The following is a 21,755-nucleotide window of genomic DNA, read 5'->3' as shown; positions in this document are numbered from 1 at the left end:
CGCCCCACCGCAGGGGCGACCAGCTGCTCAGGCCAAATGGTGGGTGAGCTGGGGGACAGCTTCACCGGGATGGGTTGCGGCAATGGCTTCGCCGATGGCCTGCATTTTCCATCCGGTGGCGGCCAGGTAGAGCTTGGCCATGACCATCCCGGTGTGCGAGCCGCCGCCGCGCAGGTCGAGGTGGGCGAGTTCGACGCCCGAGCTGCCGTCGACCAGCCGGCAGAAGGCGTTGCCGATCATGTCGAAGCTGTGGCCGCTGTAGGAGGTGACCACCAGCACCACCGTCGCGACCTGTGGATGGATGCGGGACAGGTCGACGGCGATCACCTCGTTCTCCCCGCGTCCTTGGCCGGTCATGCTGTCGCCGAGATGGCGCACGGAACCGTCGTTGGAGGTGAGCTGGGCGAAATAGACGGCGTCGAGTAGATGGTGTTCCCGGTCGAACAGCAGGGCCGCGGCATCGAGGTCGGCGTGGGCCGCGGTATCGCTGCTGTGCGTGGCGCCGGGCACCGGATCCCAGCCGAGACCGAGCCGCACCAGGTTCAGTGTTTCCCCGGTGTCGGTGCGCAGCCGGACCGCTTGGCCTGGCGCCAAGCCCAGCGGGCGACCGAGTGTCAGCGGCGCTGCCTCGATCTGCCTGCGTGGCTCGCCGCGACCACCGACCCGCACATGATGCTCGGCCAGCACTGCAGCGAACCCGCCAGCGTAACCACGGCCGACGGTGTTGATCTGCCATCCCGCCCCGGCACGCTCGATATCGATGGGCGCCACCGCGGAAGCGGCCGATACGCCGGGAAAACTGTTGTGGTAGACGGTGTTACCGTTCAGATCGCTCACCTGGAGTGCGGGGGCGGCCGCGAACGTCAGATGCGGGTTGTCCAGGACGATCACGATCCGCACCGCTGTGATCGAATGCGGGATCGCCGACAGCGATATCGCCAGCGACGGTGTATGCCCCGGCGCGGTATCGGCCAGCCGGACGCCCGGCGCTTCGGTCTGGTTGGCGAATACGAAACCCGCATGGTCCCGTAACGCCCCGTCCGGTGTGAGCAGCACCGCGGCGATATGCGCTGGGGTGGCTGTCTGCGCCGATACCGTCAGGGTGTCCACGCCGACGGGGTCGATCTGCTGCTGCTGGATTCCTTCATTCACGCGTGCACCCTTCGTCGTAGTCGCCGGAAGACGCGGTGCGACACGGTAGCTCGGCTGAATCCGTGCGACGCGAACCGCACCGTTGCGTTCGCGGCCTTCCCGCTTCCACCCTACGGACGCCGCGCTCGACCGACGTGTCCTTCACGGCCGACGCCGTATCGCCTCCGGGTCTGGTCGCGGCGGTGTTCGTTGTCGTGCCGAGACGCGCGGAACGAGGAGATCGCCGCTGCGCACCACCCGTGGTATCGAAGACGGATGGTGAGGCGTACACGTTACGACGTGGTGATCGTGGGCGGCGGGCACAACGGGCTGGTCGCGGCCGCGTATCTGGCGCGGGCCGGGAAAACGGTACTGGTGCTCGAGCAGCGGGGGCGGCTCGGCGGGGCGGCGGTATCGGCGCGGATGTTCGACGGGGTGGACGCGCGGGTATCACGGTACTCGTACCTGGTGAGCTTGCTGCCCGCGCGGATCGTGCGGGAACTGGGGCTGCGGTTCGAGACACGGCGGCGGCGGATCTCGTCGTATACCCCGGTGGGGGAGGGTGGGCTGCTGATCGACACCGAGTCGCAGGCACGGACCCGCGACAGCTTCGTGCGGCTCACCGGCTCGGATCGGGAATTCGAGTCCTGGCAGCGGTTCTACGAGCTGACCGCTGGAGTCGCGCGGCAGGTGTTCCCCACTTTGACCGAGCCGCTGCCCACGCGAGCAGAGCTGCGGCAGCGGGTCGGTGCGGCCGCATGGGACGCGCTGTTCGAACGGCCGCTCGGCGAAACACTGGAAACCTACTTCTCCGACGACATCGTGCGCGGTGTCGTGTTCACCGACGCGCTGATCGGCACTTTCACCCACGCCCACGATGCGTCGCTGAAACAGAACCGCTGCTTCCTCTACCACGTGATCGGGGGCGGCACGGGGGACTGGGATGTGCCCGTCGGCGGGATGGGCGCGCTCACCGATGCGCTCACCGCCGCCGCTCGCGCCGCGGGAGCCGAACTGGTCACCGGATGCCGTGTCACCGATATCGACACCGACGGTGCCCGAGCTGAAGTGCGGTTCGAGACGGGCGCGGTAGGTGCCGGGCATGTCCTGGTCAATGCCGCGCCGCACGAACTGCAGCGGCTGCTCGGGCAGGCAGGTGAGCCGAAACCCGAAGGCGCGCAGGTGAAGGTGAACATGGTGCTGCGTAGATTGCCCCGGCTACGCGACAGCGACATCGACCCGCGTGATGCTTTCGCGGGCACCTTCCATGTAGCCGAATCGTATGCGCAACTGGAGCGGTCCTACCGCGAAGCCGCAAGCGGTCGCATGCCGTCCCAGCCACCGTCGGAGATCTACTGCCATACGCTCACCGACCCGACCATCCTCGGCCGCGGCGCCGAGACCGTGCACACCCTCACCCTCTTCGGATTGCACACACCGGCACGGTTGTTCCACCACGACCCGGAAGGCGCGCGTGCCGCCATACTGGCGGCGACACTGGATCGACTGGATGCGGTGCTTGCCGAACCGATCCGCGATTGCCTGGCAGCCGATGCCCACGGCGCGCCCTGCCTCGAGGTGCGTACACCGCTGGACCTCGAGCGCGATATCGGGCTGCCCGGTGGTCACATCTTCCACCGCGACCTGTCCTTCCCCTATCGCGACAACCCCGCCGACGCCCCGGCCGAGCGTTGGGGTGTTGCGGCCGGGCCGCGCAACGTATACCTCTGCGGGGCGGGAGCGGTGCGCGGTGGTGGGGTCAGCGGAATCGGCGGCCACAACGCCGCCATGGCGGTGCTAGAGGCAACCTCCGGGTAGCTTCCGGGAAACGGCAAGTGAACGTTTATCGAGTATTCCCTGCCCTATTCACCAGTGGTGATTCCAAACAGATTGCGGCGGTATCGTTATCGGCCGGGACAGGTCCGGTGGGCCGTCTGAAGTAATCGAACGGCGCCGAGGAGAACCAGGTGGAACCCGATACCGTCCGCGAAGAAAAGGCGATGCGCGATCTGGAGAATCGCCTGGTAGCCGACTATACGGACGCCTACTCCGCGGACCGGATCGGTGACGCGGTACAGACCGCGCGCCATAGATTCGAAGGCCTTCCCATCCGGGATTTCGTGCCCATTCTCGTCGAACGCATCGTGCGCCGCGAACTGGCGGAACCGGAAGCCGAAACGGCCGACGCACCACGCGAACCCGAGACCGAGCAAACCGATAAGGAAATGGCCGAACCATATTCGAGCTTCCGGGGCCGTGTAGACACCTGGCGCCGGGAACTGCTCGGCGGCAAGCGTCTCGCGCCGGCTCTGGTTGCCGCGGGCGTGCTCGTCATTGCTGTCGCTCTCGTGGTCGCCGTGACCCGTCCCGAATCCGACCCCGCCCCCGCCGCCGCGGCCGATGCGCCACTGACCGTCGTACGCGGTGTGGTGGGGTCGGAGAAGATGGCGTTCTTCGAAGACCCGCGCGTCGTCGAGGTACTCGCCGACCACGGCGTGCAGGTGGAGGTCGAACCCGCCGGGTCGCGCCGGATCGCCACCTCCGTCGACCTGGCCGACTACGACTTCGCCTTCCCCTCCAGCCTGCCCGCTGCCGAACGGATCACCCGCGAAACCGGAGTGACCACACAGCACACGCCGTTCTTCTCGCCGATGGCCATCGCCACCTTCCAGCCGATCGTCGATGTGCTGACCCGCGCGGGCGTGGTGAAACCCGGACCGGTGCCGACGTTCGACATGTCGGCCTACCTCGATATGGTCGCGCGCGGAGTGCAGTGGGATCAGCTGGAAGGCAATACTGTCTACCCGGTGCGCAAGAACGTTCTGGTATCCACCAGCGACCCGCGCAGCTCCAACTCTGCGGCCATGTATGCCGCGGTCGCCAGCTACGTTGTCAACGACAACGCCGTGGTGCGCGGCCCCGCCGCCGAACAGCATGTGCTGCCGCTGCTGTCACGGCTGTTCCTCGGCCAGGGCTACACCGAGGATTCCACGCAGGGCCCGTTCACCGAATACCTCTCCGCTGGCATGGGGCCCGCGCCGCTGGCCTGGATCTACGAGGCGCAGTTCGTTGCGGCCACCATCGAGGACAAGATCAAACCGGGCATGGTACTGATGTACCCGTCGCCTACGGTGGTCTCGCGGCACACCCTGGTACCGCTGGGCGATGAAGGCGACCGCGTCGGCCGGCTGCTGTCCACCGACCCTCGCTTGCAGTCGCTGGCCGCCGAACACGGGTTCCGCACCGGTGACGTCGCGAAGTTCACCGAGGTCGTCACCGAACACGACGTCCCGGTGACGCAGGAACTGATCGACGTCGTCGACGTCCCCGCCTACGAAACCCTCGAACACCTCCTCGAAGGTGTCGCCAACGCCTATCAGTGAGTTGAACGAGAACAGGGTGGGTGTGCCCGAGGGCGCACCCACCCCGTCGACTGTCAGAGCTGTCCGCCCACCTGGTTCGCGATGAGCTCCAGATGATCCAGATCGGACAGATCCAGGATCTGCAAGTAGATTCGCTGGGCGCCGATCTCCCGGTAGCGGCCGATCTTGTCGACCACCTCGGCGGGGGAACCGGCTAGACCGTTGCTGCGCAGCTCGTCGACCTCACGTCCGATCGCGGCGGCTCGACGGGCCACCTCGGCATCGCTGGAGCCGACGCAAGCGACCAGCGCGTTGGAGTACACCAGGTCGCCGGCCGCTCGGCCGTGTTCCTCTGCCGCGGCGCGCACCCGCTGGAACTGGGCGGAGCTGTCGTCGATCGAGGCGAACGGCATATTGAACTCGGAGGCATACCGAGCCGCCAGCCGTGGGGTGCGGCGTGCCCCACCGCCGCCGATGATCACCGGTATCGGCCGCTGCACCGGCTTCGGTAATGCCGGGGAGTCGACGATCTGGTAGTGCGCGCCGTCGAAGCTGAAGGTGTCGCCGAGTTCGGTTTCCCACAGCCCGGTGACGATCGCCAGCTGCTCTTCGAACGGAGCGAACTTCTGCTCCGGGAACGGGATCCCGTAGGCGGCGTGCTCTTCGGCGTACCAGCCGGTGCCGAGCCCGAACTCCACCCGGCCGCCCGACATCTGATCCACCTGCGCCACCTGGATCGCCAGCGGTCCCGGCAGCCGGAACGTGGCCGCGGTGACCAAGGTGCCGAGCCGGATGCGGCTGGTCTCCCTGGCCAGTCCCGCCAACGTGATCCACGAGTCGGTGGGGCCGGGCAGGCCGTCGGCGCCACCCATGCGCAGATAGTGGTCGGACCGGAAGAACGCCGCGAAACCCAGGTCTTCGGCCGCTCTGGCCACCCGCAGCTGTGTGTCGTAGTCGGCGCCCTGTTGCGGTTCGATGAAAATGCGCAGTTCCATGCCCACCATCGTGCCCGACCCGGCTGCACGTCCGGTTACCGGTCCAGGCAGATCAAGCGCGCGACGGCGACCTCGTCATGGTGGTCGGCTGCACCTGGTCGGACCAGCCGCAGGGCAGGGAACAGGTGGCCAGCACAGAGGTTTCGACATCACCGTTGTCGTAGACCTGCCTGGTGGTGGCCGCGCGGGCGGGATAGCCGCACGCCCCACATTTGCCGAAGTAGTTGAGTATTTCGTCGGTGTGCGTGATCGCCACACGGCGACCCTGTGGGTTCATCAGCGTTCCTCCGGCGCCGGTTCCGCGCCGAATGACGCGAGCAGGGATAGCGACACCGCGAATCTAACGGGCATCGATTGTGTTTGTCGTCACATCTGTGGTCGCTGGGAAGTTTCACACCGCTGCGCGGCAAGGTTTGGGCAAGTTCCAACAGCGCGGCCTGCGATCCTCGTGTAGCGGGCCGGTGAACCTCGTGAAACCGGGCTTATAGCAGGTCATCCCGCATTTCCGGGACTGCGGCGGTGGTGGTGTGAACCAGGGTGGCGCGGTATTGTGATCGGCGTTACAGATTGGTTACCCGCCGACCCGAGTTGTTCGTTGCGGGCCGACGAGAAGTTGCAAGCAGTGGTCACCGACGTCATCGATGTGGTAGTGGATCTCCCCGCATCCCGCTCCTCTGTGTGGGATCTGCTGCTGGATCCGAACACCTATCCCCGGGTCTTTGCAGGCATCGGCGCCTGCGAGCGGCTCGACATCCCCGGACAGCATCCGGTGCTGGAGTTCCGCATCGGCACCCCCGAGGCAGGTATTCGCCTCATACAAGTGCAGATGCGGGTCGGGCGTTGGTACGAAAGCGTGGAACTGCACTGCCATGAGCTGGGCAGTTTCGCCTCGGTCCGGTTGCTCGGAGAAGGCGACAAAGCCAAGGTCTCGGTCACCTACTTCACTCCCGGCCGGGTGCACCGGCGGGTCAGCGACCTGACCAACGCCGCCATTGCCGACTGGACCGAGCGCGGGCTCCGCCGCGTCGCCGATATCGTGCGCGCAGTGCCCACCTCTGTCGTCGTCAACGGCGAGAACTCCCCGGTGCGGATGCAAGCCGGTGTCATGCGGCAGGTGATGACGAGCGGGGTGGTGCGCGCCACCAATCCGGCGCTGGCCCTCAAACAGGTGCGCGGACTGCACAAATGGGGCTTCAACCTGGCGGGCGGTTACGCGGCCGGAGCCGCGCACTCACCCGACCGGATCGCTGTCGTCGACGACCGCGGCACCCGCACGTTCACCGAAATGGATCAGCGCAGCGACGCACTGGCCGGGGCTATGAGCGCAACGGGGCTGGACTCAGGCGATGCGATCGGGCTGCTGTCGCGCAACCACGCGGGCATGGTGGAGACCATGGTGGCCGCGGGCAAACTCGGCGTCGACGTCGCCCTGCTCAACGCGGGGCTGTCCGGGCGGCGGATCGAGGAGATCGTGCAGCGGCACCGTCTTTCGGCCCTGTTCGTCGACGGCGACCTCGAAGAACTCGTCTGCTACCTGCACAACGACATCCCGCGCTACAACACCGACGGCAGCCCCCCGGTGCCCGGCCGCGTCACCATCGACGAGCTGATCGCCCAGGGCGAGAACACTTTCCGCACACCGACTCAGCCCGGACGGTTGATCGTGCTCACCTCCGGAACCAGCGGCACCCCCAAAGGTGCGCGACGCCCGCACCCGAAGGGGTTCGCCACCATCGCCGCGCTGCTGTCGCGGATTCCGATGCAGATGGACGAGGCGATGCTCATCCCCGCGCCACTGTTTCACACCTGGGGCCTGGCCGGGCTGCAACTGAGCACCGCGCTGCGCGCGACCGTGGTGCTGCCGCAACGTTTCGACGCCGAGGACTGCCTGCGCCGGATCGCAGAACACCGCGTCGCCACCCTCATCGTGGTGCCGACCATGGTGAACCGGATCCTCGACCTGCCCGCCGGGATCCGCAGCCGCTACGACACTTCCAGCCTGCGTCACGTGATCAGCTGCGGCGCACCGCTGGCGGGGGCGACGGTGCTGCGGTTCATGGACCGTTACGGCGAAATCCTCTACAACGTCTACGGTTCCACCGAGGTGTCGTGGGCGTCCATCGCCACTCCCGAGGACCTGCGCACCTCCCCGACGACGGCGGGCCGCCCACCGCTCGGCACCAAAGTCGCGGTGCTCGGCGCGGATCGCAAACCCGTACCGATCGGGGCCACCGGCCGCATCTTCGTCGGCAACCACATGCTCTTCGACGGCTACGTCAACTCCGCGCCGCCAGATGAAGCCGACGGCATGCTCGACACCGGCGACCTCGGCTACCTGGACGTCTCCGGGCGCCTGTTCGTCGCCGGACGCGACGACGAGATGATCATCTCCGGTGGCGAGAACGTTTTCCCCCGACCCGTGGAGGAAGCGCTGTCCCATCTGCCGCAGGTGAGTGAGGTCGCCGTCGTCGGCGTCCCCGACGACGAATTCGGCCAGCGGCTGGCCGCTTTCGTGGTGAAACATGAAGGCTCCGGCCTCGACCCCGATATGATCCGCACCTACATCCGCCACCGCCTCAGCCGCTTCTCCGTCCCCCGTGACGTCACCTTCCTCAGCGCCCTTCCCCGCGGCGAAACCGGGAAGATCCTCAAACGCCTGCTCACCGGGCCGGAAGTGGGCCGCTCACCCGCGCCACCAGGAATCGGCGGGGTGGGGGTGCCGGGCTCGGCGTAACGGCTCCCCCGCAGAGCCGGGTAGGGATAGAGCCCCTCCGCGTTCGGAAGCGGACGCCAAACCACGCCACAGCACCGGAAACTACGCCACAGCACTGGAAATCAACGGGCAGAGCTATCGCAGGTCTGTAGTGCTCGCACGGTATCTGTCGACATCCGGCCCGCCGTGGCTGTCGGACGGCCCATGGTTCTCGGTCGGTTCTGAAGCTGTCGCGTCGTCCGGTACAGCGGGCGCCGAGCAGGCAGGATGCAGGGATGACTCGGCCGATCGGAACGCGGCGCCGACGCGGGGGCGTCGCCTCGAGGAAGACGGTGAGTGAGGGCAGGGGTAGGCGGTTGTCGTAGTGTGAGGCGGACGCGGAGCGGGTGGGCGTAAGTTCAGCGGCCGCAGGTGCAGTAAGTCAGGAAGAGGCGCCCCACTGTGGTGGTAATTGTGACGGTACTCGCTGGGATTGTCGTGCTGGGGCTGCTCGTCGGCCTGCCCTGGCATGTGTGGCGGCGGCTGGTGGGAGACACGACCACGCGGGGATCGGTGTGGTGGTGGGCGGGCACCATGGGGCTGGTGCTCTGCGTGGTACTGATGATGGCGGCGTTCGCCGTGCCCTCGAGCGGGGCGCCCTTGGGTGTGATTCGCGCTGTCGCCTGGCCGGGGTATCTGTGCGCCGCATTGTTGCTGTATCTGCTGATCGGGGTGCTGGTCGGCGAGGTGGTGCGGCCGCTGCTGCTGCGGGCGTTGTCACGCAGAGACGCAGGGACCGCGGCTACGGCACCCGAACCGAGCGAAGTCCCGGAAACCAGCGACGCGGAAACCACCCACGCTACTGCTGTCGCTCGGCCGAGTGCCGGTGACTCCACGCCGGACGAACAGGTTTCCGGAACACGCGCTGCTGCAGCGGGTGTGGCGAGTCCGACGGGTGTGACGGGCGCAGCAGGTGTGGAGGGTGTGGCGGGTCGGGAGAGTGCTGACGCCGCAGAGCCCCAGAAACCGAGCGGCAGTGCTGCTGTCCAGGCATCGGCCCGCGCCGGTACGGCAGTGCTCCCGAAACCGGTTTCCACACCGCAATCAGCCGAGTCCGCCGCTGGTTCCGCGGACCCGGGAGGGCGTGCTGTCACGGCGACGACAGCACCGGATCCAGGACGCGCTGATTCCGCAGCCGCGGCGCAAGGCTCGGCCCCGGAGCCTGCTGATATCGCGGCTGGTCCCGGCACCGGAGTGCCGCCGGCTGGACAAGCGCAGGAACAGGCCGAAACCGAACCCCGTCCTCGGCCGATATCGCGCCGGTTGTTCGTCTCCCGCCTCGCCGCGGGGGCGACCGTGGCAGCGGCGGCGGCGACCGTCGGCACCGGCACCTACGGGGTGCTGAACGGGCCGATGGTGCGGCGGGTCACCGTGCCGCTGGCGAAACTGCCCGCCAGCGGACAGGGCTTCCGGATCACGCTGCTCAGCGATCTGCATCTGGGACCGGCGCTGGGGCGCGGTTTCGCCGAGCGAGTGGTGCAGACCGTCAACGGCACACGGCCGGACCTGATCGCTGTCGCCGGTGACCTCGCCGACGGCCGGGTCGCGGATATGCGGTCGGAGGTCGCTCCGCTGGCCGGGCTGCGGGCACGGCTCGGCGCCTACTACGTGCCGGGCAATCACGAGTACTACTCCGACGCCGACGAGTGGATTGCGCACGCGGCTGAGCTGGGGATGCGGGTGCTGCTCAACAGCCGGGTCGCGCTCCCCGACTTCGACCTCGCGGGCGTCGACGACATCGAAGGTGAAGCCCTGGGCCGCGGGCCCGATGTCGCCGCCGCCTTGGACGGACGCGATACGAACCGGGCGTGTGTACTGCTGGCGCATCAGCCGGTGCTCGTGCACGATGCTGTCGACCACGGCGTCGACCTGCAACTGTCCGGCCACACCCACGGCGGGCAACTCTGGCCGGGCAATCTCCTTGCCGCCCTGGCGAACCCGACCTTGGCCGGTCTGGAGCACTACGGTGACACCCAGCTCTACGTCACCCGGGGTGCGGGGGCCTGGGGTCCGCCGGTGCGCGTAGCCGCACCCTCGGATGTGACGGTTCTCGAACTCACCTCGCTCCAGCAGCCCTGACCGCGGACGATCCACCGAGCAGCTCGGTGAGCCGGGCGATACGGGGCAGCTGGACGGGCGTGAACTCCGGCGGGTGATGGATCTCGATGCTCAGCCGTCCGCCGTAGGTGCTGACGATGGTGGTTCCGCCGCCGGGCTGCTGGGGCCTGCGGCCGGTGCGGTCGGGCTTGGCGATCATGGTGGAACGGAAGTCGGTTACACGCAGATCCTCCGGGGTGGGCAGCGGCGCGATGCGCCCCCAGTTGGTGGTCATGACGGTGCCGTTGCTGTTCGGTGGCGGCGCGCCGGCCATATCGGGGAGCTGCAGCGGTGTCTGCTGGATGAAACCGGAGGCGAGGCCGTCACGCAGCGCGGCGCAGACCCCGCGGGCCAGCCCGACGAGGGTGGGTTCGGTATCGGCCGCGGGTAGGTAGCCGGTGAAGCCGAGCACATTGGTGCCTTCGGTCGCGCCGATCGGTGGGCTCACCCGGGGACGCAGGTCCACCGAATACGAGCACATCAGCTCGGTCAGCGGCCGCTGCCTGGCCGCGGACTCGGTGAGCAGCAGCGCCGCCGAGACCAGACCGTGGATCGTCACTCCCGCCGAGCGCCCCAGCTCGGTCAACGCGACGGTCTGCGCCTCGGTGAGCAGGCAGCGGGAGGTGACCAGCGTCGGATACGGCTCGTCGGCGGACGACGGGGGCGCGGGCGGGAGCGGCTGCGGGGAGCTCGGGAAGGGGGCCGGGAACTTTGTCACGTTGCGGGCCGCGAGCAGTTCCTCCACGGGCGCGGGGTAAGGGTGCGCCGTGAGACGCGGGGTTTCCCCTGCGACGATCCCGCAATAGCAGGACCAGAGCTCTTCGAACACTGCCAGCGAATGGATGGCGTCGGCGATGCTGTGATGGGTGAGCAGGGTGACAGCGGCGGTATCGCCGCGGCGGACCACGCACAGGGCGCAGACGGCGCGGCGCTGGTCGAGTTCGGCGCCGGTGAGCAGCTGCTCGGGGTCGCCGTCGGTGACCGTCACGGTGGGAGCGGCGGCAGCGGCGGGTTCCGACGTCACCAGTGTGTGCCCGAACCCAGCCCCTGGCTCCAGCGCGGCGGCCAGGAGCGGACGTGACCGGACCACCGTCTCGAACGCCGAGATCAGCGCCGCCGTATCCAGCCGGCCCGCCACCCGGGCCGAATACCCGACGAACACCTCACCGAAAGCAAAGATCTGCTCGCTCGGAGCCAATGGGCGAACGATGGTGGCTGCGGTCATGGTGGTGCCTTCCCCGGGGTGATGCAGTGAGGCTAGCCCAGAAGCGGGTGCTCGCTGGGTAATTCGGACCGCGCTGGGTGACCGTTACCGGCTCCGCGGACCGGCCTGGTACGTTCGGTTAGGGGAACCTAACTCGTGAGGGAGATCTGATGGCCAGGAAGCGCACGACCCTGACCGTGTCGCGCACCGAGCGGCTCGGCCCGCATTTCGTCCGGGTGTATCTCGGTGACCCCGGATTCGACGATTTCACCCCCAACGACTTCACCGACGCCTACGTCAAGCTGCTGTTCGACCAGCCAGGCGGTGAGGTGATGCGCACCTACACGGTGCGCTCGGTGGACACCGCCGCCCGCGAGATAGCCATCGATTTCGTCGTGCACGGTGACGAAGGTATCGCCGGACCGTGGGCTGCGACGGTGCAGCCGGGTGAGCAGGTGACGATGTACGGTCCCGGCGGCGCATACGCTCCGCGTACGGACGCCGACTGGCACCTTTTCGCCGGTGACGAATCGGCCCTGCCTGCCATCTCCGCGGCCGTGGAGGCATTGCCGGAGGGCGCGCCCGCGAAGGTGTTCATCGAAGTGGCCGACGCAGGCGACGAGATCGCTTTCGCATCCAAGGCGCTGGTCGACGTCACCTGGATCCACCGCGGCGCGGCCGCGCACGAGGTCGGCGACGACCGGGCCGGCGACAATGCCCCGCTGATCGCGGCCGTGCGCGGGGCCGCGTGGCTGCCGGGACAGGCGGGTGTGTTCATCCACGGTGAGGCGCAGGCGGTGATGCACAATCTGCGTCCCTATATCCGCAAGGAGCGTGGTGTGCCCGCGGAATTCGCCTCCATTTCCGGGTATTGGCGTCGCGGCCGCACCGAAGAGGGGTTCCGGGTCTGGAAGAAAGAACTGGCCTCCGCCGAAACCGGCAGGTGAGCCGTGCCCCCCGCTGAACCAGGTCTCGCGTGCCTGCCCGGCGTCAGGTCGCCGGGCAGGCACCACCCTGGGGGATGGGCAGGCAGATCCCGGCCGTCGCCGACAGCAGCAGCCCCGCCCCGATGACCAGTGCGGCCAACGCGATCGCGCCGAACACCAGCACCCACAGCAGCCCGGGCAGGCGGGTGAGCCGGGCGAGCTGGTCGGCATCGGTGGTGCCGTCCCGCAGCCGGGAGCGGGTGCGCTGCAACTCCAGCACCGGCCTGCTGCCCGCGAACAGCAGCAGCCAGGTCGCCAGATAGGCGAACCCGGCCTGCAGGGTGTCCGAACCGAACCAGGACACCCCGAAAACGAGGGCGCCGGTGAGGAATACCGACAGCACGCCGTACACATTGCGGACCATGATCAGCATCGCGGCCAGCGCGGCGATGGCGATCCACAGCATGAGGGTGATCCGGTTCGCGCCCAGCAGCGCGGCGAATCCGAGGCCGATCAGCGGGGGAGCGGGGTAACCGGCCAGCGCGGTCAGAACCATGCCGAACCCGTACGGTTTACCGCTAGAGACGGTCAGGCCGGAGGTATCCGAATGCAAGGTGATGCTGTTGAGCCTGCGCCCGGTCAGCAAAGCCACCAGCGCGTGCCCACCTTCGTGCGCGATGGTGACCACATTGCGGGTCAGCCGCCACAGCGGCCGGTAGGTGACCAGTAGCAGCGCCACTGCGGCGGCGCCAAGCACCAGCCAGGACGGCGGCGCCGCCTGCGTCGTCGTGAGCCGGTCGGCGATGGAGCTGCCGCGTTCGACCAATTGCGCTGTGTCCACCGCCGCACCCTATCGGGCGGGCGGGGGTTGCGCCCGCCGGGATATTCACCGCATCGACCGGTCAGTTCGTGCGATAGCTGCGCGCTACCAGAGCCGAACGTAGATACCACAGCCCCGATGGCTGAGTGGGGTCGAAACCGGTCAGCTGGGCGACCCGTTTGAGCCGGTAATCGATGGTGTTGGTGTGGATGTGCATGAGCCGGGCGGTGCGCTGACGGTTGAGGTTGTTGCTGATATGGCGTTGCAGGGTTTCCAGCAGTTCGGGGTGATCGTCGAGCGGATCGAGCAGCGAGCCCAGGTATTCGCGGCCGGGGCCGGGGCGGGTCAGCTGGTACTCGAGCGCCATATCGTCGAACCGGTACAGGCCGGGCACGCAACGCAGGCGTTGCACCATATCCAGCAGTTCATGCGCCTGGTCGGCGGCCGAAGGGACCTGCGCGGTGGGTGATTCCACCACCGCCGCGGTGATCGGCACCTGCGCCGCCTTCGACAACTGGGCGATGAGTTCGTCGAGCGCATCGTCGGCGCGCGCCTGTGCGGGCAGCAGGACGGTGCCACCGTCGACGCTGAGCAGCGACAGCGCGGTGTCACCGCAGCGGATCGCCAATTCGGCCTGCACCCTGCGCAGTTTCCGCCGCGCGACGACCTTGCCGTCCAGGGCGGGCACCGCTTCGTCGGGATGGGCCGGAATCGCTACCGCCAGCACCCGATACGCTGCGGCGATCTCGATACCGCATTCGCGTGCCATGGTGGAGGTGCTGTGCCCACCCAGCAGCGCGGAGGTGAGGGTGTGCACGGCCGTATGGTGTTCACTGACCACCGAACGCAGTTCGCGCACATAGGCCATGGAGATCGACACCGTCACCCGGTCCAGCATCTCCACAACCAGTTTCGCGCCGTCGACCAGGTTGGAGTAGTCGGTGACCGTCGCATTCGACACCACCAGATCCAATCCGAGCTTGAAGCCCTCGTGGATGGCGTGGTGAATGGTGTCGATCGGCACCCCTTCCCGCGCCCAACCCGCCGCGGCGTTCTCCAGGCGGCGGGTCTTTTCCGGAATGTCCTGGCCGTCGAGCACGCTCACCGCGAGTTCCAGACAGACACGGGTGATGGTGGTGACATCGCCGGAGATGGCATCGCCGGGCAGGGTGCCGCACGGCACGACGTTTTCCACGAAATGGCCGACCATATGCCGCGACAACGTCCGGACGTCTTGTAGCGGCGCCGACATCGGTTGCCCCGATACGGTCAATTTCGTCCTGGCCACGCTGTCGACGGTCATGCTGACTCCTTCTGCCCCCGAGATATGCGTCACTGCCGGTACACGGTAGCTATCCGGTATCGGGCGTCGAACACTTTCCAGCCGTCACTGGAGCGGCGATGACCGGCAGCCGCACACCATTGTGAGCGGTCACAGTGGAGCTGGGTGCCCCCAGTTCAGCGGCTGATCACCGGGGCAACGCGGGCACCAGAACGGCCGCTGTGCGTTCGGCGCGCGCGCACGCGCGCTCGCCCGGTGCGCCGGGCGAGCGGTCGATGCGGATGCGCACCAGACCCTCGGTGCCGGTCGGCAGCGCGACACTGCACGCGGCGCCCGGATCGTCGTCGCCGGTGCGGAAACGCAGCCCCGCACGACCCGCGACAGTGATATCGGCGGGGTCGCGCACCTCGTCGCCTGCGCGCAATTGCGCCAGTGGCACACCGTCGGCGAACAGCACCCGCACCGCGGCATCGTCGCTGCTCCAACCGCAGCCGGCCCACCCGGTGTTGGCAGCGACGTCCTTACGTCGGGATGCGGCGGCAAAACCGGCCTGCTCCAGCAGCGCATCGGGCAAGGTGCAAGGATCCCAGGACGCAGGAGGCTCCGGCTCCGGTGACACGGGCTCGGCGCAGCCGCATACGGTAACGACAACGCCCGCGGTGATCAGGATGGCGGCCAGGCGGATCATGGGCGGATGCTAACGGCCGCAAGCGTTCCGGCGCATCCGTCTTGTGCGCTGTCACAGTCGATTCCGACGCGGTAGGTGGCTGCGCCTCGAGGTTCCGGGATCGGCGGGCCTGTGACGACCACTGGGTCTGCGCAGCGGATACGACGAAAACCCCGCGATCACACCGCATTCCGGCGGCAATCCCGCAGGGTCCTCATCGGGTTGTGTCCAGTTCGTCCGGGTTCGCCGCAGGCTGTGGCGGTGCTGTGCGCCACCGGCGGCGATCTGCGGCGCCCACGGCGACAGCCTGAGCAGTTGTGGCAGGGTGACGCCCGATCAGCACCGCTTCGACTTGCCCCACCGCTTCTTGCCGCGCGCGGCGGACGGACTCGTTTCCGCCAGCTCGGTGCCCCGCTTCTGCGCCGCTTCGGCGATCGCCGCACCACGATGTTTGGTGATGTCGGCGAATTCGGCGGCACGATGCTTGGCCAGATCAGCCCATTCGGCTCCGCGTTGATAAGCCTGCTCGCTCTTGGCCCGGCCGCGGTGTTTGCTCACCTCACCGAGCGCGGCGCCGCGATGCTTGGCGCGCTCGGCGGCCTCCGCACCGCGGTGTTTGGCCAGATCGGCCCATACCGGGCCGCGCTGCTGCGCGGCTGCGGCCAGGGCGGCGCTGCGGTGCTTGGCGACATCGGCCCACTCCGGCCCCCGATGCTGCGCGGTTTCGGCAAGCGCGCTGCCACGCTGTTTGGCGATATCGGCGAACTCGGCGCCCCGATGTTTGGCCACATCGGCGACCTCCGCGCCGCGGTGTTTGGCGACGTCGGCCAGCTCGGCTCCGCGGTGTTTGGCAACCTCGGCCAATTCCGCGCTGCGACTCTTGGCGGTTTCGGCCCAGCCCGGGCCGCGCTGCTGCGCTGTTTCGGCGAGCGCTGCGCCCTTCGTCGCTGCAGTGCCCGCCAGTTCCCGGCCGCGGTCCGCGGCGTGCTGCAACTGCTCGAGCAACGCCTCGCCCGTACCGTTCTTAGTGCCGGCGAACGGCAGCGCCCCGCTTACCGTGGCCGCCGTGGTGTGCGCGGCGCGACGGCCACGCCAACCAAGCGACGGTTTGCCCGCGGTATCGGCCGAGGCGATGATCAACCCGCCCAGCAGGCCGACGTCTTTGAGGAAAGCGGTCCGCTTGGCGCTCTTGCGCTCCGGATCGGATTCGGACCAGAAGTTCTGCTCGGTGACCGTCGCCGGGACGACCGTGGCCGCCAGCGCCAGCGCGGCCAGGCGCGGCGCCTTGCCGAGCGCCAGCAGCGTTCCCCCCGCAACCTGGGTGGCAGCGGTGACCTTGACCAGCGTGCTCGGGTCGGACGGCAGTTTCGCCGCGACCTCGGTGGGCAACGTCTGCTCACCCTGGCGCACCAGCGTCGATGCCTCTTTGACCCGGGAGTCCGGATGCATCAGGGTTTGGACTCCGTCCACCACGAACGTGCTCGCCAGCAGCGGGCGGGCAAGCCGGCGTATCAGCATGGCGTGAACCCCTTTCCTCGGTGTTTGTCGATCCTGTTCCGGCAGGACATCGCGGTCCAGACCAGGCCAGTCCCCGCGTACCCGGCATCGGCACCGGGAAACAGCGGGCGCATAGAGGGGGTGGTTCCGGCCGGAGATCGACGCAACGAGGACAGCCCTCAGAGCTCATGCCCTGTTTCAAGGAAAAGGTCGACCGTATGGTGGGGGATCCAAGTTGTAGGGACGGGGGCCGGGCAAGTTACGCGGAGACACGGCGGCTCATCAGAGCTGCCGTTGACGCTGACAACCTTGCCGTAGGAGAATGCCGGTCCACCGGTGCGCGCTGCGGATTTCATGCCTGCGTCGGCCTGCGCGCGGCCCGTTTCTGTCAGACCCCCCGAGTATCCTTCACAGGGTAGGAAACAGTCGGCGGAGACCATGAAAGACGTTGCTGTGCAATGCTTTCAGGTTTCGTCGGCGCATCAGGAACGGGGGTTCTGTGATGACTTGGACGGGTGAAATCAAGCAGGAGCAGTTGCTGCCGCCGCGGCAGCACGGTGCGTCGTGGCGGGAATCGGAGTACCGGGTGATCGAGGCTCGGTTGCGGGCAGGTGTCGAACTGCCCGCGATCGCGGCCGAACTGGGTCGCACGCCGACGGCCGTGCAAGCGGTGCTGCGCAACTTCGTGCCCCCGGGTGAGAAAGTGCGTGCCGGTGAGCGGGCGAGCTGGATCCGTGACCGGTTGGCGGCCGAACCGGACTGGGACTGGTGGTCGGTGGTGGTCGAACATCACACCCACAGCGCGTCGTCGCTGTGGCTCACCGAGCATGAGCATCTGGCCAGGGCGGCGTGGCGGGACAGGACGCCGATGCCGGTGCTGGCGCAGCGACTCGGCACGGCCGAATTGGCGGTCGCCGAATTCCTGCGGGCGCTCGGGTTGGCCGAAAACCTCGCCGAAGTCGCCGACCGACTCGGCGCCACTCCCGGCCACGGCCTGGCCAAAAGGGTGCGTGCCGCTCTCGACCAGGACGTATCCGCCAGTTGGGTGCTCGTCGTCGACGGCGCCGAAGGCACGGTGAAACCGCGCAGCGCGCCGGTGAAACGGCATGTTTCGGTGCACGAAAGTCGCGCAGCCGCCGAAGCCGGGCGCGACCGGGTACTGCGCTGGCATCGGCGCAACGCGGGCGACAGCACGAATCCGGTGTGGTGGACGATCGCTCAGCGCGGTGTCGGCGATATGGCCGGCCGCACCTACTGCGGTGTGTACAGTCCGCGCCGCACCGACGACGGCGTCCGCGCAGACGCCCTCGCTGTCGGTGACCGCATCCGCCTTGCAGGCACCGACGGCAGCCCCCTGGAGGCGGTCGTCGAATCGGTGACGAACAACGATGGCGTCGTCGTCGCCGATCTTGGTCCGGTCGCCGATTCCCGGGTCCGGCAGGTGATCGAATTCGATGCCGCCGAACTCGTCGAGGTGCTTCCGGCAGCCGGATGACCGCTTGCCGTGCTGGGTGCGCGGCCGACCCGCGCACCCAGCACGGACCAGCGCAGTAGCGCAGCTCATATCAGGCGGTGGTTGTCGTGCGGCGCGGCATCGCCGCCGCGGCCAGCAGCACCGTCACCGCCATCACGGTGACCGCGATGAACACCAGGTGCACGGCGTCGGCCAGTGCCGCGGGCGCGGGCTGGTCGGCGTCGACCCGAGAGTTGACCAGCGCGCCGAACACCGCGACACCCACCGCACTGCCGATGGAACGGGCGAACATATTCGCCGAGGTGACCACGCCGCGCTCATTCCATTCGGCACTGGTCTGGGCGGCGATCAGCGTCGGCGTGGCGATCAAGCCCATGCCGCCGCCGATCACGAAACATGACGCCGCTATCTGCCACACGGTGGAGTTCTCGGTGATGAACAGCGTGCTCGCCGCGCCGATGGTGGCCAGGGCACCGCCGATGAGACCGGTCGCCCGGAACCCGATCCGCAGATAGACCCTGCCCGCGTTCGTCGCGGCGAGCGGCCAGCCGAGCGTCAGCGCACCCACCGTCAGACCGGCCACCAGCGCACCCGTACCCAGCACGCCCTGGGCGAAGGTCGGCACGTAAGAGGTGAGGCCCAGCACCAGCGCGCCGACCAGCAGCGAAACGAGACTGCTGGCAACAACCACCCGCCGGGTGAACAGCCACAGCGGTAGGACCGGGTTCGCAGCTCGCCGTTCCACCAGCGCGAAGACGACGAGCACCAGCGCACCGCCTGCGAAGATGACGATACTCACCGGGGAATCCCATGCCCACGCCTCCCCACCTTCGAGCAACCCGAGGATGAGCGCCCCGGCGCCGAGCGTGAGCAGCACCGCGCCTAGATAATCGACACGGGTGCGCTGGCGGGGCGCGGTTTCGGAGAAATGCCGCAGCAGCATCCACCCGGCCCATGCCGAGAGCGGGATATTGATCAGGAAAATCCACCGCCAGCTGAGGTACTCGGCGAATACTCCACCCAACAGCGGGCCCGCCACCGCCGACAGCGCCCAGACACTGGCCAGATAGCCCTGGACCTTCGCGCGTTCGGCCAGCGTGTACAGGTCTCCGGCGATGGTCATGGTCATCGGCTGGATCGCGCCCGCCCCGACGCCCTGGATCGCGCGGAAGATGATCAACCCCAGCATGCTGCCCGCCAGCCCACACAGCAGCGACCCCACCGCGAAGACCGCGATACCGAACAGGATGACCGGTTTGCGGCCGACCATATCGGCGATCTTGCCGTAGATCGGCACCGTGACCGCCTGCGCCAGCAGGTAGATCGAGAACAACCACGGAAATTGGGCGAACCCACCGAGGCTTTCGGTAATAGTGAGCACCGCGGTGGCGATGATCGTCGAATCCAGCGCGACCAGCCCCGTGGACAGCATCAGGGAGCCGAGGATCGGCCCGCGCTCGGACCGTAGTCCGACCCGGATGTGGGCAGCGTCGGTCACCACCGGCAACCCCTTCGTTCGTACACCTAACCACTTGGGTCGAACGTAAAGCAGCGGCCGCTATTCCCCGTACCGCTCGAGCGCTGGTCAGCGCAGGTTCGGGCGGTCCGCTGCCGCCCCATTCGGTTTCGACCGCAGGGGCCAGGGTAGGCCCGGGGACAGACGGACCCGACCGGGCGAGGAGTACGTATGAAAGCTGTGACGTGGCAGGGAAAGCGCAAGGTCGCCGTGGAGACCGTTCCGGATCCTCGGATCGAGCAACCCACCGACGCGATCATCAAGGTCACCTCTGCCGGTATCTGCGGCTCGGATCTGCATCTGTACGAGATACTCGGGCCGTATATGAGCCAGGGCGACGTGCTGGGGCACGAAACCATCGGCATCGTGGAAGAAGTCGGCCCTGCCGTGACGGGGCTGTCCGGTGGCGACCGCGTGGTGGTTCCATTCCAGATCAGCTGCGGTGACTGCTATATGTGCACCCACGGCCTGCAAACCCAGTGCGAAACCACCCAGGTGCACGAACAGCACAGCGGCGCCGCCCTGTTCGGCTATTCCAAGCTCTACGGGCAGGTGCCCGGTGGTCAAGCCGAGTACCTGCGGGTACCGCACGCCGACTACACCCATATCAAGGTGCCGCCCGGCCCCGCCGACGACCGGTTCCTCTACCTGTCGGATGTGCTGCCCACTGCATGGCAGGCGGTCGAATATGCCGAGGTACCCGACGGCGGCCTCCTCGTCGTGCTCGGGCTCGGCCCGATCGGCGATATGTGCTGCCGGGTGGCGGCCCACCGGGGCTACGCCGTGGTCGGTGTCGACCGGGTGCCCGAACGGGTGGCGCGGGTCGCGGCCCGAGGTATCGAGGCCATCGACCGCACCGCGATCGACGAACCGCTCGGCGAGATCATCCGCGGGCTCACCCACGGTCGCGGCGCCGATGCGGTGATCGATGCGGTCGGCATGGAAGCCCACGGTTCCCCCATCACATCGCTGGCGCAGTGGTCGGCGGGCTTCCTGCCCGATTTCGTCACGCGCAAAGTAATGGACACCGCCGGAATCGACCGGCTGTCGGCGCTGTACGACGCGATCGATATCGTGCGCCGCGGCGGAACCATTTCCCTGATCGGGGTGTATGGCGGTATGGCGGACCCGATGCCGATGCGGGTGCTGTTCGACAAGCAGATCCAGGTGCGGATGGGGCAGGCCAACGTCAAACACTGGGTCGACGACATCATGCCGCTGCTCGGCGACGACGACCCGCTGGGCGTGGATGGTTTCGCCACCCATCGGCTGCCCCTCGACGGCGCTCCCGAGGCCTATGCGACATTCCAGCGCAAGGCCGACGCAGCGGTGAAGATTCTGCTCGAGCCGGCCGCCTGATCCGCGCTCTGCGCTCCGAACCGCTAGGGGTGCCTACTGTTGCGAGCGGGCTCGCCACGGTCATCGCTCGGTTCGGGTTCGTTCCCCGCTGCTCGGGCAGCCGTGCGGCGAGCCCGTCCAGTACGCAGAGCAGTCCGAAATCGAACGCCATCACCCGGGCCGCGTTCTGGTCCCGCGGCACCGTGTGGCGGTAGTCGTCGAGCATTTCCGGATAGCCCTGCGTCATGTGTTCCATCACGCGCATCATCCCGTCGGTGTCGACCGGGGCATTGCCGTAGGCCTTCTCCCACGCGAGCGCAGGCAACACCTGTCCGAAGACGCAGGTCGGTATGGCTATCAGCATCGCCCTGCTGGGGAACGTCCCGGCCGGTGGTTTCACCGCCAACATGCCCGTCGACGCTCCCGCTGCCGCCCACGAATCCATCGGCCCCGCTTTCGCACTCGGGTACGCCGAACCAGCGAAAGCCGCGTTCGCCGAGGCCATGTCCACGGGCGCCTGGATCAGCGCGGGATTCGTGGTCGCCGCCGCAGCACTGGGCCTGGTGTTGCTGCGCACCCGTCCCCGGGCAGCCGCCGAGCCGGAGCCGGTGACCGTCGGCTGATCCGATGGCGCCGGTGCCCGGTAACCCGGGACACCGGCGCCATCGCACACAGGAGATGCTTTATGACGGGA

General features: G+C 68.0%; 17 protein-coding genes. 8 read left to right on the top strand and 9 right to left on the bottom strand.

What is annotated here, in order from left to right:
• Positions 1-27 precede the first annotated feature (27 nt).
• On the bottom strand, positions 28-1,152 hold the full coding sequence (locus tag B0T44_RS03820) for a TerD family protein (protein ID WP_077116387.1): 1,125 nt from the start codon (positions 1,150-1,152) through the stop codon (positions 28-30).
• 255 nt (positions 1,153-1,407) lie between these two features.
• Between B0T44_RS03820 and B0T44_RS03815 the strand changes: the two genes are divergently transcribed.
• Complete coding sequence (locus B0T44_RS03815; RefSeq protein ID WP_077116388.1) at positions 1,408-2,949, top strand: phytoene desaturase family protein; 1,542 nt, start codon at positions 1,408-1,410, stop codon at positions 2,947-2,949.
• Positions 2,950-3,098: 149 nt separating this feature from the next.
• The gene (locus tag B0T44_RS03810; RefSeq protein ID WP_254854182.1) at positions 3,099-4,514 is read left to right on the top strand and encodes a three-helix bundle dimerization domain-containing protein; all 1,416 of its coding nucleotides are present in this window, start codon (positions 3,099-3,101) and stop codon (positions 4,512-4,514) included.
• Positions 4,515-4,567: 53 nt separating this feature from the next.
• Here the strand turns inward: B0T44_RS03810 and B0T44_RS03805 are convergent, their stop codons facing one another.
• Complete coding sequence (locus tag B0T44_RS03805) at positions 4,568-5,488, bottom strand: LLM class F420-dependent oxidoreductase (RefSeq protein WP_077116459.1); 921 nt, start codon at positions 5,486-5,488, stop codon at positions 4,568-4,570.
• Between the two features lie 52 nt (positions 5,489-5,540).
• The gene (locus tag B0T44_RS03800; protein WP_077116389.1) at positions 5,541-5,765 is read right to left on the bottom strand and encodes a hypothetical protein; all 225 of its coding nucleotides are present in this window, start codon (positions 5,763-5,765) and stop codon (positions 5,541-5,543) included.
• A gap of 345 nt (positions 5,766-6,110) precedes the next feature.
• Between B0T44_RS03800 and B0T44_RS03795 the strand changes: the two genes are divergently transcribed.
• On the top strand, positions 6,111-8,222 hold the full coding sequence (locus B0T44_RS03795) for an AMP-binding protein (protein WP_077116460.1): 2,112 nt from the start codon (positions 6,111-6,113) through the stop codon (positions 8,220-8,222).
• 432 nt (positions 8,223-8,654) lie between these two features.
• Entirely contained in the window at positions 8,655-10,319 is a 1,665-nt protein-coding gene (locus tag B0T44_RS03790) for a metallophosphoesterase (protein WP_245839207.1), read from the top strand.
• On the opposite strand, the gene B0T44_RS03785 is transcribed toward B0T44_RS03790, so the two are convergent.
• The gene (locus tag B0T44_RS03785) at positions 10,297-11,562 is read right to left on the bottom strand and encodes a phthiocerol/phthiodiolone dimycocerosyl transferase family protein (RefSeq protein WP_077116390.1); all 1,266 of its coding nucleotides are present in this window, start codon (positions 11,560-11,562) and stop codon (positions 10,297-10,299) included. The two genes, B0T44_RS03790 and B0T44_RS03785, sit on opposite strands and share 23 nt — an antisense overlap.
• Positions 11,563-11,711: 149 nt before the next feature.
• Here B0T44_RS03785 and B0T44_RS03780 point away from each other — a divergent pair, with 149 nt between their 5' ends.
• A complete protein-coding gene (locus B0T44_RS03780; RefSeq protein ID WP_077116391.1) occupies positions 11,712-12,488 on the top strand; it encodes a siderophore-interacting protein in 777 nt (258 codons plus the stop codon).
• A 43-nt stretch (positions 12,489-12,531) separates the two neighbouring features.
• Here the strand turns inward: B0T44_RS03780 and B0T44_RS03775 are convergent, their stop codons facing one another.
• The 4 genes from B0T44_RS03775 to B0T44_RS03760 all read right to left on the bottom strand — a co-directional run bounded on the left by B0T44_RS03775 (position 12,532) and on the right by B0T44_RS03760 (position 16,754).
• Positions 12,532-13,308 (bottom strand): M50 family metallopeptidase, encoded by a 777-nt coding sequence (locus tag B0T44_RS03775; protein ID WP_077116392.1) that lies wholly within the window; start codon positions 13,306-13,308, stop codon positions 12,532-12,534.
• A gap of 61 nt (positions 13,309-13,369) precedes the next feature.
• Positions 13,370-14,590 (bottom strand): PucR family transcriptional regulator, encoded by a 1,221-nt coding sequence (locus B0T44_RS03770; RefSeq protein ID WP_077116393.1) that lies wholly within the window; start codon positions 14,588-14,590, stop codon positions 13,370-13,372.
• A 166-nt stretch (positions 14,591-14,756) separates the two neighbouring features.
• The gene (locus tag B0T44_RS03765; protein ID WP_077116394.1) at positions 14,757-15,257 is read right to left on the bottom strand and encodes a DUF3558 family protein; all 501 of its coding nucleotides are present in this window, start codon (positions 15,255-15,257) and stop codon (positions 14,757-14,759) included.
• 315 nt (positions 15,258-15,572) lie between these two features.
• Positions 15,573-16,754, bottom strand: a complete 1,182-nt coding sequence (locus B0T44_RS03760; protein ID WP_077116395.1) for a DoxX family protein — start codon at positions 16,752-16,754, stop codon at positions 15,573-15,575.
• A 481-nt stretch (positions 16,755-17,235) separates the two neighbouring features.
• Between B0T44_RS03760 and B0T44_RS03755 the strand changes: the two genes are divergently transcribed.
• Entirely contained in the window at positions 17,236-18,228 is a 993-nt protein-coding gene (locus B0T44_RS03755; protein ID WP_077116396.1) for a hypothetical protein, read from the top strand.
• Between the two features lie 70 nt (positions 18,229-18,298).
• Here B0T44_RS03755 and B0T44_RS03750 read toward each other — a convergent pair whose 3' ends face one another.
• Positions 18,299-19,708, bottom strand: a complete 1,410-nt coding sequence (locus tag B0T44_RS03750) for an MDR family MFS transporter (protein WP_077116462.1) — start codon at positions 19,706-19,708, stop codon at positions 18,299-18,301.
• A gap of 186 nt (positions 19,709-19,894) precedes the next feature.
• Between B0T44_RS03750 and B0T44_RS03745 the strand changes: the two genes are divergently transcribed.
• Both B0T44_RS03745 and B0T44_RS03740 read left to right on the top strand, forming a co-directional pair.
• Positions 19,895-21,082, top strand: a complete 1,188-nt coding sequence (locus B0T44_RS03745) for an alcohol dehydrogenase catalytic domain-containing protein (RefSeq protein ID WP_077116397.1) — start codon at positions 19,895-19,897, stop codon at positions 21,080-21,082.
• Between the two features lie 329 nt (positions 21,083-21,411).
• Entirely contained in the window at positions 21,412-21,684 is a 273-nt protein-coding gene (locus B0T44_RS03740; RefSeq protein WP_245839206.1) for a hypothetical protein, read from the top strand.
• Positions 21,685-21,755: the final 71 nt, after the last annotated feature.

Origin of the sequence: Nocardia donostiensis, from assembly GCF_002081715.1 — a bacterium.
In the GTDB taxonomy this organism is placed as follows: Bacteria; Actinomycetota; Actinomycetes; order Mycobacteriales; family Mycobacteriaceae; genus Nocardia; species Nocardia donostiensis.
The sequence above is the reverse complement of the archived record's forward strand: the minus strand, read 5'-3'. Positions and strand labels throughout refer to the sequence as shown.

What these genes read in the sequence shown, in the direction of transcription:
- B0T44_RS03815 (WP_077116388.1), top strand. Translation starts at nt 1,408, where the DNA reads ATGGTGAGGCGTACACGTTACGACGTGGTGATCGTGGGCGGCGGGCAC.
- B0T44_RS03805 (WP_077116459.1), bottom strand. Translation starts at nt 5,488, where the DNA reads ATGGAACTGCGCATTTTCATCGAACCGCAACAGGGCGCCGACTACGAC.
- B0T44_RS03800 (WP_077116389.1), bottom strand. Translation starts at nt 5,765, where the DNA reads ATGAACCCACAGGGTCGCCGTGTGGCGATCACGCACACCGACGAAATA.
- B0T44_RS03785 (WP_077116390.1), bottom strand. Translation starts at nt 11,562, where the DNA reads ATGACCGCAGCCACCATCGTTCGCCCATTGGCTCCGAGCGAGCAGATC.
- B0T44_RS03780 (WP_077116391.1), top strand. Translation starts at nt 11,712, where the DNA reads ATGGCCAGGAAGCGCACGACCCTGACCGTGTCGCGCACCGAGCGGCTC.
- B0T44_RS03770 (WP_077116393.1), bottom strand. Translation starts at nt 14,590, where the DNA reads ATGACCGTCGACAGCGTGGCCAGGACGAAATTGACCGTATCGGGGCAA.
- B0T44_RS03765 (WP_077116394.1), bottom strand. Translation starts at nt 15,257, where the DNA reads ATGATCCGCCTGGCCGCCATCCTGATCACCGCGGGCGTTGTCGTTACC.
- B0T44_RS03760 (WP_077116395.1), bottom strand. Translation starts at nt 16,754, where the DNA reads ATGCTGATACGCCGGCTTGCCCGCCCGCTGCTGGCGAGCACGTTCGTG.
- B0T44_RS03755 (WP_077116396.1), top strand. Translation starts at nt 17,236, where the DNA reads ATGACTTGGACGGGTGAAATCAAGCAGGAGCAGTTGCTGCCGCCGCGG.
- B0T44_RS03745 (WP_077116397.1), top strand. Translation starts at nt 19,895, where the DNA reads ATGAAAGCTGTGACGTGGCAGGGAAAGCGCAAGGTCGCCGTGGAGACC.
- B0T44_RS03740 (WP_245839206.1), top strand. Translation starts at nt 21,412, where the DNA reads ATGGCTATCAGCATCGCCCTGCTGGGGAACGTCCCGGCCGGTGGTTTC.